This window comes from Gilliamella sp. X-46, from assembly GCF_057063525.1.
The window spans coordinates 18,095-36,319 of the sequence record NZ_JBXSQH010000014.1; the positions used below are offsets into that span (position 1 = coordinate 18,095).

Genomic DNA, 18,225 nt, shown 5'->3' on the forward strand with positions numbered 1-18,225 from the left:
GGGGCATCTCTAAGTAAAAGTGGCAGTGATTAAGAACAAATAATGAGTGAACGTATATTAATCATCGAAGATGATCAGCGGTTAGCCAATCTAATTCAAGTTTATCTTATTCGGCAAGGGTATCTTGTTGAATGGCATAATAGCGGTGCAGGCGCTGAAGAAAGAATTCAACAGCTTAATCCAGATCTGGTTATATTAGATGTGATGTTACCTGAAAAAACGGGTTTTGATATTTGTCGTGATATACGCACATGGTTTACTAACTACATCCTTATAATGACAGCTAGCGAAGATAATATTGATGAGATCGTTGGGTTGGAATTGGGGGCGGATGATTATTTAGCTAAGCCTGTTGAGCCAAGATTACTGCTTGCCCGCATACGAGCCTTATTAAGACGGAAACAGATAGAAACCGACAAAGACAATCATAAAGAATTGATTGTGCCACTAAATAATAAAACGCTAATATTTGACAATTTAGTCATCGATGGCGAAAACCGAAAAGTGCTCTTGCAAGAGCAAGAAATTGATTTAACAACCGCTGAGTTTGATCTGTTATGGTTACTTGCGCATAATGCAGGGACAATTTTATCGCGAGATGATATTTTTTCTCAGGTAAGAGGGATCGATTTTGATGGTAGCGATCGTTCTATTGATGCACGTGTGTCAAGACTTCGTCGGAAATTACTCGATGATCCAGATAATCCATCGCGCATCAAAACCGTACGTGGTAAAGGCTATTTATTTATGCGAGAGGGAGAAAGCCATTGAGCCAATTATTAGCCAAACCGCTATTTTTTAATCGCCGAATTGTATTTTATCTAGTCATTTTACTCTTATTGCAAAGTATCATTGCTTATGGTGCTTTATTGGTTTTTGATTCATTACCTTCATCATTAACCGATATGCCTGATGATCATATTGTATTTCGAGAATCTCAACGAGGCACGGTAAACCTGATTCGTATGCAAATTAACGAGCACAAAGATCGTCCCCTTCAAGACGTGGTTAATGAATTACAACCTTATTTTGGTTACCCTATCGAAGTCTTGCCAATTAATACACCCTTACCCGATGCGGTACTTAACGAGTTACACAAGCTGGACTTTTCTTATGATAGCGACAGAGAGGTCGTTTACATTGATTTAAAAGATGGCAACTTGCTCCAATTAGGCCCTATTGCCATGCGAGATATTTTGGCATCCAACACCATGTCATTGACCATCTTTCTTATTATTTGGGCTGTATTTAGTGCCATCATCTTTTTTATTTTAATTTATATGGCGTTTAGCGCTGTTTGGAAAGATTTGGTTAATATCAGGCAGACCGCCGAACAACTAGGACAAGGTAATTTAAAAGCACGAACCGAAAATGTTAAAGGTTGGTTGTTTAAGCCGCTCGCTAACGTATTAAATAATATGGGCACGCATATTGAACACTTAGTAAGTACCAATCAAACGATTTCTCATGCAATGGCACATGAGTTACGCACCCCGCTTGCACGAATGCGATTTGAGCTTAGTATGCTTGAAGAATCTCACGATGAACAAGAAAAACGTCTTTTACAAAAAGGTATGAGTGATGATATTAACGAGCTTGAAACATTAATCAATGCCAGCTTGAATTATTTTAAAATGCAGCAAAGCAATATCGAGCTAAACTTAACACGTGTAGCACTCAAAGAGTGGGGCGAAAAAGTGTGCCAATCACTGGCGTTATTCAAACCGAAAGGATTTGAGCTAACTTGTAATAGCCAAGATGAACACGCCATGATTGATACCAATTTAGTTGAAACTATTGTAAAAAATCTGTTACTTAATGCATTTAAATATGCAGCTCATAAAGCGGTTTTAAATATCACCAAACATGAAAATCGTGTTATCCTTGAGATCGATGATGATGGCGCTGGTATTCCTTTTGATGCGCGTGAAAAGATTTTTATGCCTTTTGCCAGACTTGACACTAGCCGTACACGTTCAACCGGTGGTTATGGGCTTGGTTTAGCTTATGTAAAATTAATGGCAGAATTTCATGATGGTAAAGCGTTTGTTGTTACAAGTCCATTGGGTGGAGCAAGATTTGTGGTTTCGTTAAAATCGGGTGATGAATAGCGACTGTATTTATTTGGAAACACGGTCAAAAAGTGTTCAGGAAAGGTATTGATTTTATTGAAGTTTTTTGTTGGTGTTTTTTTAGTTAACACATGGGTTATTTTATTAAAAAACGGCATTGTTTAACCAAAAGCCAATTTTGTCGATACAAATAGCCTGTTTTCCGTTTCAGAAATAACAAAAATTTGTTATATTCATCAACCAATACAAGAAGTAATAGCAAAGCAAATATTCTTAATTTGTTACTAATAAATATATCATCAGAGGTTTTTTATGAGCGGTTCACTACCGACAGAGACAGAAACTCGTCCGACTAATTTTATCCGTCAAATTATTGATGCGGATCTTGCTGCTGGCAAATATAAAACAACGCATACCCGCTTTCCGCCAGAACCAAATGGCTATTTACATATTGGGCATGCCAAATCAATTTGTTTAAATTTTGGTATTGCGCAAGACTATCAGGGTAAGTGTAACTTGCGTTTTGACGATACTAATCCAGCTAAAGAAGATATAGAGTATGTTGAGTCGATTAAACAAGATGTCCGTTGGTTAGGGTTTGAATGGGATGGTGAGATTTGTTACTCATCTGACTATTTTGACCGGCTATATGATTATGCAATTGAACTCATCAATAAAGGGCTTGCTTATGTAGATGAACTGTCTGCTGATGAAATTCGTGAATATCGTGGTACTTTAACGCAACCGGGTAAAAATAGTCCTTATCGTGATCGTAGTGTTGAAGAAAACCTAGCTCTTTTTACACAAATGAAAGAAGGCAAATTCGCCGAAGGAAAAGCCTGCCTAAGAGCCAAAATTGACATGGCATCGCCATTTATTGTGATGCGCGATCCGGTGTTATACCGCATTAAATTTGCCGAGCATCACCAAACAGGCAATAAATGGTGCATTTACCCAATGTACGATTTTACCCATTGTATTTCAGATGCGATCGAAAACATCACCCATTCACTTTGTACGCTTGAATTCCAAGACAATCGTCGTTTATATGATTGGGTATTAGATAATATTACGATAGAAGCGCGTCCTCATCAGTATGAGTTTTCAAGATTAAATTTAGAGTATGCCATTACCTCTAAACGTAAGTTAAATCTATTAGTATCAGAAAAAATTGTCGATGGTTGGGACGATCCACGCATGCCAACGGTATCGGGTTTACGTCGTCGTGGTTATACACCTGCTTCAATCCGTGAATTTTGCCGTCGAATTGGGGTGACCAAACAAGAAAATACTGTTGAAATGAGTACCCTTGAGTTTTGTATTCGTGAAGATCTGAACGAAAATGCACCTCGCGCAATGGCAGTGCTAGATCCCGTTAAAGTTGTGATCGAGAACTTCTCGGACACGATTGACGAAGTGCTTAGCATGCCAAATCACCCAAACCGCCCAGAATTAGGAGCTCGCGAAGTGACATTCACGCGTGAAATTTACATCGACCGAGCTGATTTTAGGGAAGAAGCTAACAAAAACTACAAGCGCCTAGTGCTTGGTAAAGAAGTGCGTTTGCGTAATGCCTATGTGATTCGTGCTGATCGCGTTGAAAAAGATGCCGAAGGCAACATCCAAACAATCTATTGCAGTTACGATCCTGCCACGTTAAACAAAAATCCGGAAGATGGTCGTAAAGTGAAAGGCGTCATTCATTGGGTTTCGGCTAAGTTTGCCAAACCGGCTGAAATTCGTCTGTATGATCGTTTATTTAATACGCCAACCCCAGGTGCAGCCGAGGACTTTTTATCAACCATTAATCCTAATTCATTAATTATTAAACAAGGTTTTGTTGAGCCAAGTTTACAAAATGCGAAAGCCGAGCATGCTTATCAATTTGAACGTGAAGGCTACTTCTGTTTAGATAATAAATATGCAACCGAAGATAAGCTTGTGTTTAACCGAACCGTAGGTTTAAGAGATAGCTGGAACGAAGCATAATTAACTCAATCATTCGCCGACTTATTGGGGCGGCGAATGATTGTAGTTGCCACCTCATTTATATTACTTGAATCTAATTCAATAAATTATTCTTCGTGTTTAAATAATTTTGTTTGTTGATCTAAATAGCTCAGCACATCAGGCATTCGGTGTTTGCCAGCCATTGATTGCACGCTATTAGCTGCATTTATTAGCGGTATGCCTATCGAGGTAACATATAGCGGATGCTTGCTTTGGCCACGAAGAACTTCGATCAAATACTCGCTATTGCCTGAAAACGGCTTTTTAGCAACACCAATAATAGGAATGGTTTTGTTTAATGCATGATACAAATGCCCACCTAGCCCTATCTTACCTTCATCCAAATGCACATAACCATCAATCACAATGCAGGTAAGTTTACTTAAATCAATTTTATCAAGTAGTGACATAATGCAAGGCAATTCACGTTGATAAAACTGACCTGATTGATAGGGCGCAACATTATCTTGATAATCTGTGATTACCTGTTCAATTGCTGAGGTTGAATCAGTCCAATGATGAAATAAAACGCCGACCGATTTGGCGCGGTTATCAATGTAATAAACATCAATTGCAAGTATCATATTAAGTTATCTTCTCTTTAAAACATTATTTATCAATGAATCAATACATTGAAACTAACTGAGTAAGATAACATTATTACTGTTATTAATTCAATGCGATAATATTCACTTCTGTGTTGATTATTATTAAATAAACTTATTAAGTTTAGTTATTCCGATGGTCATAAGCCAATCCACTAAACAATACATCATTTAAAAAGTACAAGCCGTCAATCTGTTGCAAATAACTTAACTCTACCCGAACCGGTGGATTAAACTCAGTTTTATTTTTTATCTCATTCATTTTATTTTCCTTTTCGCCCTGTTCTAATTATTGTGATGCGAGATCTGGTATTATACCGCATTAAATTTGCTGTGCATCACCCAAACAGGCAACAAGTGGTGCATTTATCCAATGTACGATTTTACCCATTGTATTTCAGATACGATCGAAAACATCACCTATATTAAATTTAGAGTACGCCATTAAATCTACTCGTGCTGAAAAAATCGTCGATGGTTGGGACGATCCGCGCATGCTAACGGTATCAGGATTACGTCGTCGTGGTTATATACCTGCCTAGATCTGTGAATTTTGCCGTCGAATTGGGGTGACCAAGCAAGAAAACATTGTTGAAATGAGTACCCTTGAGTTTTGTATTCGTGAAGACCTGAACGAAAACGCACCTTGCGCATATGCAACAGAAGAAAAGCGTGTGCATAACCGAACTGTGGACTTAAGAGATAGCCGGAACGAGGCATAATTTAACTCAATTATCACCGACTTATTGAATCGGCAAATATCCACAATAGCCACTTCAATTCCCTTTATTTCAATCTAATTTTTCCAATTCCGAGAACGCTACCATTACTATCCAAAAATTGGTCAGGAAAGGTATTGATTTTATTTAAGTTTTTATTTGATTGTTTTTACTCAAAAAACAGCAAAAAAAACGTTTTTCAAGACATTACTTTATTAACAAAACTTTACAAAAATCAATAAAAAAAAGTTAGTTGTCCATTATGATGCGGAATATAATTTCGTTATAGGACAAAAGTCCGATCAGTTGAATAAGCAAATAATTCTAAAATTCTTATAAAAAAATTCACTTAACAGGTTGGTTTGTATGTATTGCAATTCCTCAGTGTGTCTTTTGGGTTATCAAAGTTGTAGTTATCAAGATTCCTCACGAGTTTTATTTTTACCGCTGAATTTAGCGAAATTATTAGTATTTTCTCTGAGGTTGACACCTTTGTTATTACTTTCTTCGTTTAGTGTACAGGCGTTATCGGTTTATACATCACAAACTATTGAAGGTACTGCGCCGTATTTAACGTTCGACGGTGGTCGAACAAGGACCACATCAACGGATAGTTTGTTGTCTATAAGGTTGCAGGATGGCCAAGTCATCACGCCGTCTACTAATACATCAAGTGTATCAAATCCAATAAGATTGCCTTATGCAGGGAATTCTCTGGATGATATAGATATGATAGTCCCGTCATCGGCTAGTTCAGTTGATTTAAGTGATTTAGTCACTCGATATAATTATTGGCGTGATGATGATGGGGATGGACAGGGTGCTAATGGTGTTACCGCATCGGGGAATATATCGGTATCGTTTAGGGATAAGGATGGCAATACTGTTAATCGTAACGGTGCATTGGATATATGTAAGGCTCCTTATAGGGTAACTTTAAGTAGTACAGGGGGATATTTACAGACACAGTACGGAGTTCCTAATAGGACTAGTTTTAGTGGATCTACGGTGGATTATTATATTAATCCGTATGGTGGTCCGGTTGTTTGTCACGCAAGGCCGAATTTGTTGTTGGGTGGTACAACTGGCATCGATTCTAATGATGATCCTCGTTATGCAGGCCCAGCTAACATATGGTCTCCTACAAAGGGTTTTTTAACTCAGTCAAACGACTCTTCATCTTACGACCAAAACTTTCCAACTACAGGTTCAGATGGATTGTATTTTGATTTGGACATAGGTGGAATCGATGCAAGTCAGTTAAGTTGGACAAGGCCGCGTTCTGGTTCATTCACAGACCTAAGAGGAAATACTGTCCAAGCCGATAGATGGATTCCTGATAAATCTAGTTATGTAACACGGGTAACGTTAAGGGGTCCTAGGGCAAGTAGTAGTCAAATAAGCTCAAGTAGTCCTAGTAGGCTTACCGTCCCTTCTTTGCCACAGAGATTTGAGTTGGTCGGTAGGTATGGTAGTGGTAATGAGGTGAGGTATGGATTTGTGTTAAAGCAGTGGTTCGTCAATCGGGGTGGAAAAGAGGATACTCAGTCCAACCACTCCACTTGGTGTAGAAGTTTGGGTTATCGTTTGCCGCAGGTAAGAGATTTAACTAATGCGGTTTGTTCTGGTGATAATTCAGGACGTTGGTGTCAAGGTTCTGTCGGCGCTACACCTAGTTCATCTAATAATGGTCTTATGCGTCACATAGGTGCAGGATTTTTCACGGAGTGGGGCAACGTGGACTACTACGCTGATGCGGACTTCGTCGAGGGCCTCTACTGGATGAGTGACGCAGCAGGTAGCAATGGCTTCCTTATCGGCACGTACTACGGCGACGTTTTCAGCTACAGTGTTAGCGACGGCAACTATGCTGTTTGTACCGCACCTTAGTTTTTAGCGTTTAGTCCTTAATCCTTGGGCCGCGGGGGCGGTTATGGTACCTGAGAGGACAATCTAACAAAGAATAACGCCCCCGCGCAAGTTGAGGCATTTTCCCTTAGGGTCGCGCTGTTGCGGCGAAGCCACAATCGCGCCGCCCCCGCCGCCGACGCTGAAAGCGTGGTTGGCAATTCTAATGATTACGTTGTGGTGGTTTAAATTTGTGGTCTATTTATAGTACGGCAAGGTTTCGGACGTTTTGATCTTTAGTGAATAAAATAGCTATCGTGACCACGTCCGAGTCAGGGAATTAAAGCGAATTCCCTGACAACCCACGCTTTGGCTGCAGAATGTGGCCTACGGCACTACTCGTATCATCCTGATACTCGCCTCTTCGAGGCCATCTTCGCTTTGCTAAGATGTTCAAATTTGTTCCAGACAAATTTGTCCGACGCAGTCGCTCGGTCTTAACGCACCGGCTATTATCCGTTCCTGACGGAGAATAGCCTCGCCAAACATCCCTGTTTGGCGTGCTAACCTCACTCTGTTGTCGGCACATTCTGACGCCGGAATAAAACAGACAACATAACCTTGGGTATTTTATGTGAATTGCTTTTTTGTTAAAAAACAATGAAATTACATCCAAAAAGTGGTCAGAAAAGGTATTGATTTTATTGAAGTTTTTATTTTGCTGTTTTTAAGCTAAATCAAACACTTACACAACCTAAGCAAATCGCCGACATACAACAAATCAACAAAACCACGAATAGCGCCCCAATAACAGCAAATTAACCGCTCCAAACCCTTTTTTTTACGATAATTTAAAATTAAATAAAATCAACACATTAAAAAAAGCTCAAAAAAAGGGTTTTCAAAGATGAAATTGTTGTTTATCTTTATATAACAAGATTTATCAAATCTTAAGTTCTACCTTAACGCCGTGTAGGCGGTTTAGAAACACCACCGAGCCGGAGTCTGCAGCATTAGCGTCCTTAACGCCGTGTAGGCGGTTTAGAAAAGCTGCAACAAGCGGTGTATTTTCTGGTATAACCTTAACGCCGTGTAGGCGGTTTAGAAAAAATCCCGATTTAGTCATGTATGTCTATCCTCCCTTAACGCCGTGTAGGCGTTTAATTCAAATAAAATCAAACATATAATTATAAAAACACAATATCTTCCCAAAAACGATGGTTATGTTGTTTGTTTTATTCCGGCGTCAGAATGTGCCGACAACAGAGTGAGGTTAGCACGCCAAACAGGGATGTTTGGCGAGGCTATGCTTCGCCGGGAGCGAATCATAGCCGGTGCGTCAAGACCGAGCGAAGGCGGAGGGCAGCCGTAGGCCACATTCTGCAGCCAAGCGCGGGATTGCTAAGGGAATTCGCTTTAATTCCCTTAGCTCGGACGTGGTCACTGTAACTATTTTATTCACCCAAGGTCAAAACGTCCGAAACCACCGCACCCAATCCATCCTATTCACCAAAACAAAAAAGACCTAATTTTCCGCCCAAAAATCGGTCAGAAAAGGTATTGATTTTATTAAAGTTTTTTCTGGTTGTTTTTTAACAAAAAAACAAACTCCCCCCACCATCACCCGATTAATTGTATTTAATATAGCCACATCGTACGCTTTCTTTTATAATATTATTCTATTTTCCCCCTATTTTTAGCTTAAAAAGAGTAATTTTTATGAAAATTTTAGCTGGCTGTTCTGCTTTATCTGCATTTCGTATTAGTAAAATCTTATCTACTTGTTGTGAAAAATCCATCCCTGTTATCAATATTGAAGCCCAATACCTCCATTTTGTTGATTTGGCTGGCGAGTTAACGGCTGAACAACAGCTAACTTTAGATAAATTATTACAATACGGTCCTAAAACCGCACAAATCAATGTTAAAGAGATATCCAGCAAGCAACTTTTTTTAGTTACTCCAAGAGCCGGAACCATTTCGCCTTGGTCGTCAAAAGCGACGGACATTGCGCATAATTGTGGCTTGTTACAGATTCGCCGTATTGAGCGAGGAATCGCTTATTATGTGCAAGTGAGTTCGCCATTAACCGATTCACAAAAAAACGATTTTTTATCATTGATTCACGATCGCATGATGGAAGCCGTTTTTAGTCGTGTTGAGCAAGCCGAGCAGCTATTCCACGTTAAGTCACCAACACCTGTGACAACCGTTGATTTATTAGGTCAGGGGCGCAAGGCTTTAGAAGACGCTAACCTTAAATTAGGTTTGGCATTAGCGCCTGATGAAATTGATTATTTAGTCGAAAATTTTAAAAAATTAAATCGTAATCCGACTGATATTGAACTTTATATGTTTGCGCAAGCCAACTCTGAGCATTGTCGCCATAAGATTTTTAACGCTGATTGGATTATTGATGGTAAAAAACAGCCTAAATCACTGTTTAAAATGATCAAAAATACTTTTGAACACACCCCTGATTATGTTTCGTCCGCTTATAAGGATAATGCCGCTGTGATGGATGGCTCGAAAGTTGGGCGCTTTTTTGCCGATAATGAGAATAAAACCTACGGTTATCATCAAGAATATGCTGATATTTTAATGAAAGTGGAAACGCATAATCATCCAACAGCCATATCACCTTGGCCGGGTGCAGCAACGGGAAGTGGTGGTGAGATTCGTGATGAGGGCGCAACAGGGCGCGGAGCTAAACCTAAAGCTGGTTTAGTGGGTTTTTCGGTTTCTAACTTGCGGATCCCTAATTTTGAACAACCTTGGGAGCAAGATTTTGGTAAGCCTGATCGTATTGTCAGTGCGTTTGATATTATGATGGAGGGTCCTTTAGGGGGAGCAGCGTTTAATAATGAATTTGGTCGTCCTGCTTTATTGGGGTATTTCCGTACTTATGAAGAAAAGGTCAATAGCCATAATGGCGAGGAGCTTAGAGGGTACCATAAGCCGATTATGTTGGCAGGCGGTATGGGTAATATACGTCGTGAACATATCCAAAAGGGTGAGTTTCCAGCTGGCTCTAAGCTGATTGTGTTAGGTGGTCCTGCGATGAATATTGGCTTAGGCGGTGGGGCGGCGTCGTCTATGGCGTCGGGCCAGTCTGATGCCGATTTGGATTTTGCTTCTGTTCAGCGTGATAACCCTGAAATGGAGCGCCGTTGTCAGGAGGTTATCGATCGTTGTTGGCAACTTGGTGAAGATAATCCTATTTTATTTATTCATGATGTGGGTGCTGGCGGTTTGTCTAATGCGATGCCTGAGCTAGTTAGTGACGGTGGCTGTGGTGGTCAATTTGAGCTACGCAAAATACTTAACGATGAGCCAGGGATGTCACCGCTAGAAATTTGGTGTAACGAATCGCAAGAACGTTATGTGCTCGCTATCCATCCGGATAAATTGGCCCTGTTTGATGAGCTTTGCCAACGCGAGCGGGCGCCTTATGCGGTGATTGGTCAAGCAACTGCCAATAAAGCTGTTACTTTGCATGATGATCATTTTAATAATAATCCAATTGATTTGCCGTTGGATGTGCTCCTTGGTAAAACACCTAAAATGCAACGAGATGTTAAGACCCATCAAGCACATGGCGATAATTTTTCAACTGCTGATATTAATTTATATGATGCGGTTAAACGGGTTTTACATTTGCCAACCGTTGCTGAAAAGACCTTTTTAATCACCATTGGCGATCGCTCTGTGACTGGAATGGTATCGCGCGATCAAATGGTTGGCCCATGGCAAGTGCCTGTTGCTGATTGTGCGGTTACGACTGCAAGCTTAGATAGCTATTATGGTGAAGCTATGTCAATCGGTGAACGCGCTCCCGTTGCTTTGCTTAACTTTGCCGCTTCAGCAAGGCTTGCCGTTGGCGAGGCGATTACCAATATTGCCGCAACGAATATCGGCGATATCAAACGTATCAAGCTTTCAGCTAACTGGATGGCCGCTGCTGGCCATCCGGGCGAAGATGCCGGTCTTTATCAAGCAGTTAAAGCCATTGGCGAAGAATTATGCCCTGCATTGGGTCTGGCGATTCCTGTTGGTAAAGATTCGATGTCGATGAAAACCACATGGCAACAAGATGGCGAACAAAAAACAGTGACGTCGCCATTATCGTTGGTGATTTCGGCATTTGCGCGCGTTGAAGATGTGCGTAAAACCGTGACACCGCAATTGCGTGTCGATCAAGATAATACGTTATTGTTGGTTGATTTATCGAAAGGTCACCAAGCGTTAGGCGCAACTGCACTGGCACAGGTGTACCGTCATTTAGGTCAAAAAACAGCGGATGTTCATGATGTTAAGGAGCTTGCGGCTTTTTATCAAGCAATTCAAGCCTTAGTCAGTCAAAATGCTCTGCTTGCTTATCATGATCGTTCCGATGGAGGGCTGTTTGTGACATTGGCCGAGATGGCTTTTGCTGGGCATTGTGGTGTTGATGTTGATATTTCTCAATTAGGCCATGATGTGATTGCTTCGCTATTTAATGAGGAGCTTGGTGCTGTTATTCAGGTGGCCAATAGTTGTTTAGACGATGTGATGGCTTGCTTTAAGCAGTTTGGCTTATCTCATGCGGTTTATGTTTTGGGTCGTGCTAAAGCAGGACAACAATTTATTGTGCGTAACAAATCTGCTGTGGTTTACAGTGAGTCGCGCTCAACGTTAAGAACATGGTGGGCCGAAACAACTTGGCAGATGCAGCGGTTACGTGATAATCCTGAGTGTGCGGATCAAGAACATCAAGCCAAACAAAATGAAGATGATCCAGGCTTAAGTGTGCACTTAACCTTTGATCCTCAAGCAGATATTGCAGCGCCTTATATTGTCACTGGCGTAAAACCTAAAGTGGCTGTGTTACGTGAACAAGGTGTTAATTCGCATGTCGAAATGGCCGCTGCATTCAATCGAGCTGGTTTTGAAGCCATTGATGTGCATATGACGGATCTGCTTTCTGGTCGTATTACGCTTGATCCATTTAGTACACTGGTTGCTTGTGGTGGCTTTTCTTATGGTGATGTGTTGGGTGCTGGCGAAGGTTGGGCTAAATCGGTGCTGTTTAATGAGCGAGTTCGATATGAGTTTGAGCAGTTTTTCCATCGCGGCGATACGTTATCGTTAGGGGTTTGTAATGGTTGCCAAATGATGTCGAATTTGAAGGATTTGATTCCGGGGGCTGATCTGTGGCCACGCTTTGTTCGTAATGTGTCAGAACGTTTCGAAGCGCGTTTTAGTCTAGTGAAAATTCAATCAAGCCCATCTTTGCTGTTTACCGGTATGACGGACTCTTATATGCCAATTGCGGTTTCGCATGGGGAAGGACGGGTTGAAGTTGCTGATGATGTGCATTTAACGCATTTAGAAGCCTCTGGATTAGTTGCTATGCGTTATATTGATCATTTTGGTCAAGTCACAGAGCAATATCCTAATAATCCGAATGGTTCTCCAAATGGGATCACAGCAGTCACCTCTAAAGATGGTCGCGCAACGATTATGATGCCTCATCCTGAGCGTGTATTTAGAACTGTAACAAATTCTTGGCACCCAGATAATTGGGGCGAAGATAGTCCATGGATGCGCCTATTCCGTAATGCGCGTAAGCAATTAGGTTAAATAAAAAAATCGCCGATATTTTTGTCGGCGATTTTGTTATTAGTGTTTAGGCTTTAGCTGATTGCTGCTGCCTTTGGGTGAGCGGTTTTGCTAATTGGTTATTCATTTTTTGTAATAATTGTTCGGTACTTTCCCAATTAATACAAGCATCAGTGACTGATACGCCATATTTCAAGTTTTCTGGCGGTTGTTCAGACGATTGATTGCCTTCAAATAAGTTGCTTTCAATCATTACACCAATAATTGAGTTATTGCCGTGTTCAATTTGTTCAATAATTGAGTCGGCAACAATCGGTTGATTGCGATAATCTTTGTTGGAATTAGCATGACTACAATCAATCATTAAGTTAGGTAACAATCCCGCCTTTTTCATTTGTGTTTCACATAATGCGACATTTTCAGCATCAAAATTTGGCGTTTTGCCACCACGCAAAATAACATGACCGTGTGGATTGCCCATGGTTTGTAAAACGGTTACTTGCCCTTGTTGATTGATCCCCACAAAGCGGTGCGCCATTGATGCCGATTTCATGGCGTTAATGGCGACATCTAAACTGCCATCGGTGCCATTTTTAAAGCCGACTGGCATTGATAGTCCTGATGCCATTTCTCTATGTGTTTGTGATTCAGTCGTTCTTGCGCCGATTGCTGACCAACTAATTAAATCGCCAATATATTGTGGTGTGTTGGGGTCTAATGCTTCGGTTGCAATAGGCAACCCAATTTTGGTGATATCGAGTAATAATTTGCGTGCTTTTTTAAGTCCATGTTCAATATCAAATGAGCTGTCCATATGTGGGTCGTTAATCATTCCTTTCCAACCTACGGTGGTGCGTGGTTTTTCAAAATAGACACGCATGACAATAAATAGGTGATCGTTGACTTCGTCGGATAGTTTTTTTAATTTATGTGCATATTCAATTGCTGCAACGGGGTCATGAATAGAGCAAGGACCGCATACGATAAGTAATCGATGATCTCGGCGTTCTAAAATATCAACAATGGTTTGTCTTGATGAGGCAATTTGCTTTTCTAGATCATTAGATAGCGGATAAAGTTTTTTTATCTCTATGGGGGTAACTAGCATGTGTTCATCCCTAATTCTGACATTATTTAGTGAATCTTTTAACATTTTTATTTTCCTTGTTAAAATCATTTATACTTTATATGTAAAATATTAATTACATTAACGCTTATTATGTAAACACAAAATTACACAATAGTAAATTAAATTTTCACTTATTAATCAGAATTCATTAGGGTTGTTTTTATTGTGTAGTTTTAGTAAATTTATATTTACATTTTAATCGTGTAGAGCTTTATGTGTGTTGATTTAATCTGAGATCTGATAATAATGATTAAGCTAGGTTACCCTAGCTTAATGATAATTAAGGTCAATGCTAAATTTGGATAGAGCTAAATTAGAGCTGAAGTGCTATTATTTATTAGCTTTGTTGTCCAATAATAATCTAAATTTACCATCATTTTGTTTTTCTAGGCGGAATTTCCTTACCCATCTAAAATATGTATAGAATGTTGGGTCAGAAGTCAACTTACTGGTAAACTTAATGCGATAAGTTGTATTTGCTTGCAAAGGGTATTCAATTTTCAAGCATTCGCCAGAACGAATGTTCTCTCCTTTCCAATTATCTTTTTCCCAATCCTCTAGGAAGCCCTTTTCTGATAGAGTTGTTTCTGTAATATAAATAGTATCAATGGGAATTGATTGGTTTGCCATAATTTGGTTTGTAGGTATGCTGATACATAGTTGATTGTCATTATTTAATGTTATATCTGGTGTAACAGTAACAACTTCAGTTTTGTAGTGTGGGTAGCAGCCTGTTAGTGATATTAACGGAATAATAATTAATAATATAATTGCGAAGTTCTTTTTCATAAGGTTATTTATTGTTGTGATAAAGTTATGTTTGTTATTTAAATTGGTTTAATATGTTGTTTGTTTAATACTCTAACAATTGTAATGAGCCATCGTTTTGTTTTTTTAGTATCAATCTTTTATCTAATCTTTTAACTATATTCCAATCTTCGCTGTTTTGTTGCATTGCTTTAATAAATACATAGTAACGTATATCGGTTTTAAATTGATAATCAAGATTTAAGCATTCACCAGGGTGAACTTGGTATTGCATTTTTACGCCTGTATCAGTCATTCCACTATAATATCTTGTGCGATCATACGTAGGGCCATCTTTTATTTTCTCACTGATACTTATAAACCTAATATTAAATAACCTATTTTGGGAGTATTTTCCCTTGGGGATGCTAATACATAGCTGATTGTTATTTAATTCTACATCAGGTCGTTCTCGTACTGGTTGGCGAAATAGTAGACAGCATCCTGTTGTTGTTGATAATATTAAAATCATTATTAGTATTTGAATGAGGCTTTTTTTCATGCAGATGATCCTTTACTTTTTTATTCCTTCCTAATTTTTAAAGCGGTTTATTATTTTTGTAAAAATGTTTTAGTAGTTTAACGATATTTGGTGTAGAGTCAAAAAATATGGCTAATATTAGACGTTAGCAATAGATTCTAATACGATATTTTTATCAATACCATCCATCACATCAACATGCCCAATTTTAGTTGGCACAACAAGTCTTAACTGCCCAGATAGTACTTTTTTATCTCGTAACATGTGTGGAAGGTAAGATTCAATCGGCATTTGTGCCGGTCTGTTAACCGGTAGCTTAGCACGTATTAATAAGTTTTTTATTCTATCAATATCTGCTTGCGTTAATTGTCCGAGTAATTTGGCGGTGTGTGCGGCCATTAACATTCCCACGCTGACGGCTTCGCCATGTAGCCAGTTTCCATAGCCTAGTTCTGCTTCTATAGCATGACCATAAGTATGACCAAGATTTAAAATGGCGCGCATGTCTTGTTCTGTTTCGTCAGCGGCAACCACTTTTGCTTTTAGTTCGCAGCAATGGTAAATACAGTAACTTAATGCGTTAACATCTAAATTTAATAAATCTTCTATATGCTGTTCTAACCAATTAAAAAATTCGGGGTCTAAAATAATGCCGTATTTTATGACTTCAGCAAGTCCTGCTGACAGCTCTCTTTGTGGTAAGGTTTTTAAGCAGTTTAGATCAATAACTACTGCTTGTGGTTGGTAAAAAGCACCAATCATGTTTTTGCCAAGCGGATGGTTAATGGCTGTTTTTCCGCCAACCGATGAATCAACTTGGGAAAGTAGTGTAGTTGGTACTTGAATAAATTTAATACCACGTTGGTAAGCCGATGCAGCAAATCCAGCAACATCCCCGATGACACCCCCACCAAGTGCAATAAGGATTGAACTACGTGTATGGTTATTGGCAAGTAAGGCAGTGAGGATCGTGTTCCATGTTTCTATGGTTTTGTATTGTTCGCCATCGGGTACAACAATAGAGTCAGTTTTTATACCCTGCTTTTCAAGCATATCAGTGAGTGTTTGTAAATAAAGTGGAGCGATAGTGTCGTTGGTTGCAATCAGTACGCGTTGACCTGCCTTGAGTTTAAAATGTTGAAATTCGCTCAGTAAATTTTCACCAATTGTGATGGGATAACTGCGGTTGGCTAACGCCACATTTAACATTTTTTGCATATTAATTTCCAGACAAGTCAAAACGGATTTATTGTTGCAATGTTATCGATAAAAGAGTGGCAGTGCAACTTAGAATCATTTAAACTTATCAACAATTTTGATTTGTGATGTTAAATTCTATATGTCTATCTCTATTGTTTTAGCACAAAAAAATTGGCGTGTGGGCGATATTGAAGGGAATGCTCAACAGATTATTGAGCTAATTAGTCGCCATTCGTCCGATGACCTCATTGTTTTTTCTGAACTTGCTTTATGCGGTTACCCTCCCGAGGATTTAGTATATCGATCCGATTTTAAAGATCGCTGTCAAAGGGCGCTTGCTTTAATTCAACAAGCAAGTAAACACTGTGCGATTATTGTTGGGCATCCACATTGGCAAGATGAGCATATTTATAATGCCCTTTCATTTTTTTGTGATGGGAAATTGTTGGCTTGTTACCATAAACAATTACTGCCTAATTATGATGTATTTGATGAGAAGCGTTACTTTACTGCCGGCGATCAAACTTGTGTTGTGAACTTTAAAGGACAAAAGATTGGTTTGTTAATTTGTGAAGATCTTTGGCAAAATCAGCCAATCGATAATATTAAACAAGCTCAAGCTGATTTTGTGGTGGCAATTAATGCTTCACCATATGATTATGAAAAACAGCAACAACGATATGATTTAGTTAAACAGCATGCAAAACGCATTGGTTTACCGATTGTTTATGTCAACCAAATTGGGGGGCAAGATGAGTTGGTTTTTGATGGTTGTTCTTTTGCCTGTAATGGACAAGGCGAGGTGGTTTGCCAACTTGAAGCTTTTAAAGAAGATATGGCCGTTTTGGATTTGAACAATCCTTTTAGTGTTGAGTGTTCACAGCCACAATCAGAAGTGGCTGTTTTAGCTTCTGTTTATGATGCTTTAGTGTTAGCAACAAGAGACTATATTACTAAAAATGGTTTTGAAGGTGCTGTTTTAGGGCTTTCTGGTGGGATTGATTCTGCGCTCACGTTGGCAATTGCTGTTGATGCATTAGGTAAAGATAAAGTACAAGCAGTGATGATGCCATTTCGTTATACAGCCGATATCAGTATTGCTGATGCTAAGGAAGAAGCTGAAATATTAGGGGTCGAATTTGATATTGTTTCCATTGAACCGATGTTTGATGCATTTATGTCATCGTTAACCCCACTGTTTTTAGGCACAGCAAAAGATACCACAGAGGAAAATCTGCAAGCGCGCTGTCGTGGTGTTATTTTAATGGCTCTGTCAAATAAACGGCGCAGATTGGTGCTGACAACGGGTAATAAAAGCGAAATGTCGGTTGGTTATGCAACGCTTTATGGCGATATGGCCGGTGGGTTTGATGTGCTTAAAGATGTTCCTAAAACAATGGTTTTTGCATTGTCTAAATATCGAAATACTCGTTCTTATGTAATTCCTGAGCGAGTGATAACTCGTCCCCCTTCAGCAGAGCTTGCTCCAGATCAAAAAGATGAAGATAGTTTGCCTCCTTATGATATTTTAGATGGTATATTAAAAGGTTATGTTCAACTTGATCTTTCCATTGAACAACTTATTGCGCAAGGCTATGATGAAGCGACAATAAGGCGAGTTATTAAATTGGTTGATATCAATGAGTATAAACGCCGCCAATCAGCAGTTGGTCCTAAAATCACTGCTCGTAATTTTGGTAAAGGTCGACGTTATCCCATCACTTCTGCCTTTGGGTTTAAAAATTGGTAATCT

General features: G+C 39.4%; 12 protein-coding genes and 1 pseudogene. 7 read left to right on the top strand and 6 right to left on the bottom strand.

What is annotated here, in order from left to right; all coding sequences use genetic code 11:
- Window positions 1-42: 42 nt before the first annotated feature.
- The 3 genes from ACYIAJ_RS08785 (at window position 43) to glnS (ending at window position 4,061) form a co-directional block, all read left to right on the top strand.
- Window positions 43-771, top strand: coding sequence for a winged helix-turn-helix domain-containing protein (locus ACYIAJ_RS08785; protein WP_483560576.1), 729 nt, complete (start codon window positions 43-45; stop codon window positions 769-771).
- On the top strand, window positions 768-2,111 hold the full coding sequence (locus tag ACYIAJ_RS08790) for an ATP-binding protein (protein WP_483560577.1): 1,344 nt from the start codon (window positions 768-770) through the stop codon (window positions 2,109-2,111). Before ACYIAJ_RS08785 ends, ACYIAJ_RS08790 begins: the two co-directional genes overlap by 4 nt.
- 273 nt (window positions 2,112-2,384) lie before the next feature.
- Window positions 2,385-4,061 carry a glutamine--tRNA ligase gene (glnS, locus tag ACYIAJ_RS08795; RefSeq protein ID WP_483564679.1) on the top strand — a complete coding sequence of 559 codons (1,677 nt, stop codon included), beginning with the start codon at window positions 2,385-2,387 and terminating at the stop codon, window positions 4,059-4,061.
- 86 nt (window positions 4,062-4,147) lie between these two features.
- Here glnS and ACYIAJ_RS08800 read toward each other — a convergent pair whose 3' ends face one another.
- Together ACYIAJ_RS08800 and ACYIAJ_RS08805 are read right to left on the bottom strand one after the other, a co-directional pair.
- Window positions 4,148-4,666 (bottom strand): endonuclease V, encoded by a 519-nt coding sequence (locus ACYIAJ_RS08800; protein WP_174787055.1) that lies wholly within the window; start codon window positions 4,664-4,666, stop codon window positions 4,148-4,150.
- A 145-nt stretch (window positions 4,667-4,811) separates the two neighbouring features.
- The gene (locus tag ACYIAJ_RS08805) at window positions 4,812-4,949 is read right to left on the bottom strand and encodes a hypothetical protein (protein WP_483560579.1); all 138 of its coding nucleotides are present in this window, start codon (window positions 4,947-4,949) and stop codon (window positions 4,812-4,814) included.
- A 29-nt stretch (window positions 4,950-4,978) separates the two neighbouring features.
- Here ACYIAJ_RS08805 and ACYIAJ_RS08810 point away from each other — a divergent pair.
- The 3 genes and pseudogenes from ACYIAJ_RS08810 to purL all read left to right on the top strand — a co-directional run.
- A pseudogene (locus ACYIAJ_RS08810) lies at window positions 4,979-5,346 on the top strand (glutamate--tRNA ligase family protein); the annotation flags it as partial.
- A 552-nt stretch (window positions 5,347-5,898) separates the two neighbouring features.
- The gene (locus ACYIAJ_RS08815) at window positions 5,899-7,296 is read left to right on the top strand and encodes a hypothetical protein (RefSeq protein ID WP_483564680.1); all 1,398 of its coding nucleotides are present in this window, start codon (window positions 5,899-5,901) and stop codon (window positions 7,294-7,296) included.
- Window positions 7,297-8,973: 1,677 nt separating this feature from the next.
- A complete protein-coding gene (purL, locus tag ACYIAJ_RS08820; protein ID WP_483564681.1) occupies window positions 8,974-12,876 on the top strand; it encodes a phosphoribosylformylglycinamidine synthase in 3,903 nt (1,300 codons plus the stop codon).
- Between the two features lie 46 nt (window positions 12,877-12,922).
- On the opposite strand, the gene ACYIAJ_RS08825 is transcribed toward purL, so the two are convergent.
- From ACYIAJ_RS08825 to aroB, 4 genes are all read right to left on the bottom strand, one after another.
- Window positions 12,923-14,008 carry a 3-deoxy-7-phosphoheptulonate synthase gene (locus ACYIAJ_RS08825; RefSeq protein ID WP_091348275.1) on the bottom strand — a complete coding sequence of 362 codons (1,086 nt, stop codon included), beginning with the start codon at window positions 14,006-14,008 and terminating at the stop codon, window positions 12,923-12,925.
- A 306-nt stretch (window positions 14,009-14,314) separates the two neighbouring features.
- Window positions 14,315-14,773, bottom strand: coding sequence for a putative T6SS immunity periplasmic lipoprotein (locus ACYIAJ_RS08830; protein WP_483560582.1), 459 nt, complete (start codon window positions 14,771-14,773; stop codon window positions 14,315-14,317).
- 64 nt (window positions 14,774-14,837) lie between these two features.
- On the bottom strand, window positions 14,838-15,293 hold the full coding sequence (locus ACYIAJ_RS08835) for a putative T6SS immunity periplasmic lipoprotein (protein WP_483560583.1): 456 nt from the start codon (window positions 15,291-15,293) through the stop codon (window positions 14,838-14,840).
- Window positions 15,294-15,410: 117 nt separating this feature from the next.
- Complete coding sequence (gene aroB, locus ACYIAJ_RS08840) at window positions 15,411-16,481, bottom strand: 3-dehydroquinate synthase (protein ID WP_483560601.1); 1,071 nt, start codon at window positions 16,479-16,481, stop codon at window positions 15,411-15,413.
- Window positions 16,482-16,611: 130 nt separating this feature from the next.
- On the opposite strand from aroB, the gene ACYIAJ_RS08845 reads away from it, so the two are divergent.
- A complete protein-coding gene (locus ACYIAJ_RS08845; RefSeq protein ID WP_483564682.1) occupies window positions 16,612-18,222 on the top strand; it encodes an NAD+ synthase in 1,611 nt (536 codons plus the stop codon).
- Window positions 18,223-18,225: the final 3 nt, after the last annotated feature.

Bases quoted from the DNA above. Each gene is read 5' to 3' on its own strand.
- ACYIAJ_RS08785 (WP_483560576.1), top strand. From the start codon at position 43: ATGAGTGAACGTATATTAATCATCGAAGATGATCAGCGGTTAGCCAAT.
- glnS (WP_483564679.1), top strand. From the start codon at position 2,385: ATGAGCGGTTCACTACCGACAGAGACAGAAACTCGTCCGACTAATTTT.
- ACYIAJ_RS08800 (WP_174787055.1), bottom strand. From the start codon at position 4,666: ATGATACTTGCAATTGATGTTTATTACATTGATAACCGCGCCAAATCG.
- ACYIAJ_RS08805 (WP_483560579.1), bottom strand. From the start codon at position 4,949: ATGAATGAGATAAAAAATAAAACTGAGTTTAATCCACCGGTTCGGGTA.
- purL (WP_483564681.1), top strand. From the start codon at position 8,974: ATGAAAATTTTAGCTGGCTGTTCTGCTTTATCTGCATTTCGTATTAGT.
- ACYIAJ_RS08825 (WP_091348275.1), bottom strand. From the start codon at position 14,008: ATGTTAAAAGATTCACTAAATAATGTCAGAATTAGGGATGAACACATG.
- ACYIAJ_RS08830 (WP_483560582.1), bottom strand. From the start codon at position 14,773: ATGAAAAAGAACTTCGCAATTATATTATTAATTATTATTCCGTTAATA.
- ACYIAJ_RS08835 (WP_483560583.1), bottom strand. From the start codon at position 15,293: ATGAAAAAAAGCCTCATTCAAATACTAATAATGATTTTAATATTATCA.
- aroB (WP_483560601.1), bottom strand. From the start codon at position 16,481: ATGTTAAATGTGGCGTTAGCCAACCGCAGTTATCCCATCACAATTGGT.
- ACYIAJ_RS08845 (WP_483564682.1), top strand. From the start codon at position 16,612: ATGTCTATCTCTATTGTTTTAGCACAAAAAAATTGGCGTGTGGGCGAT.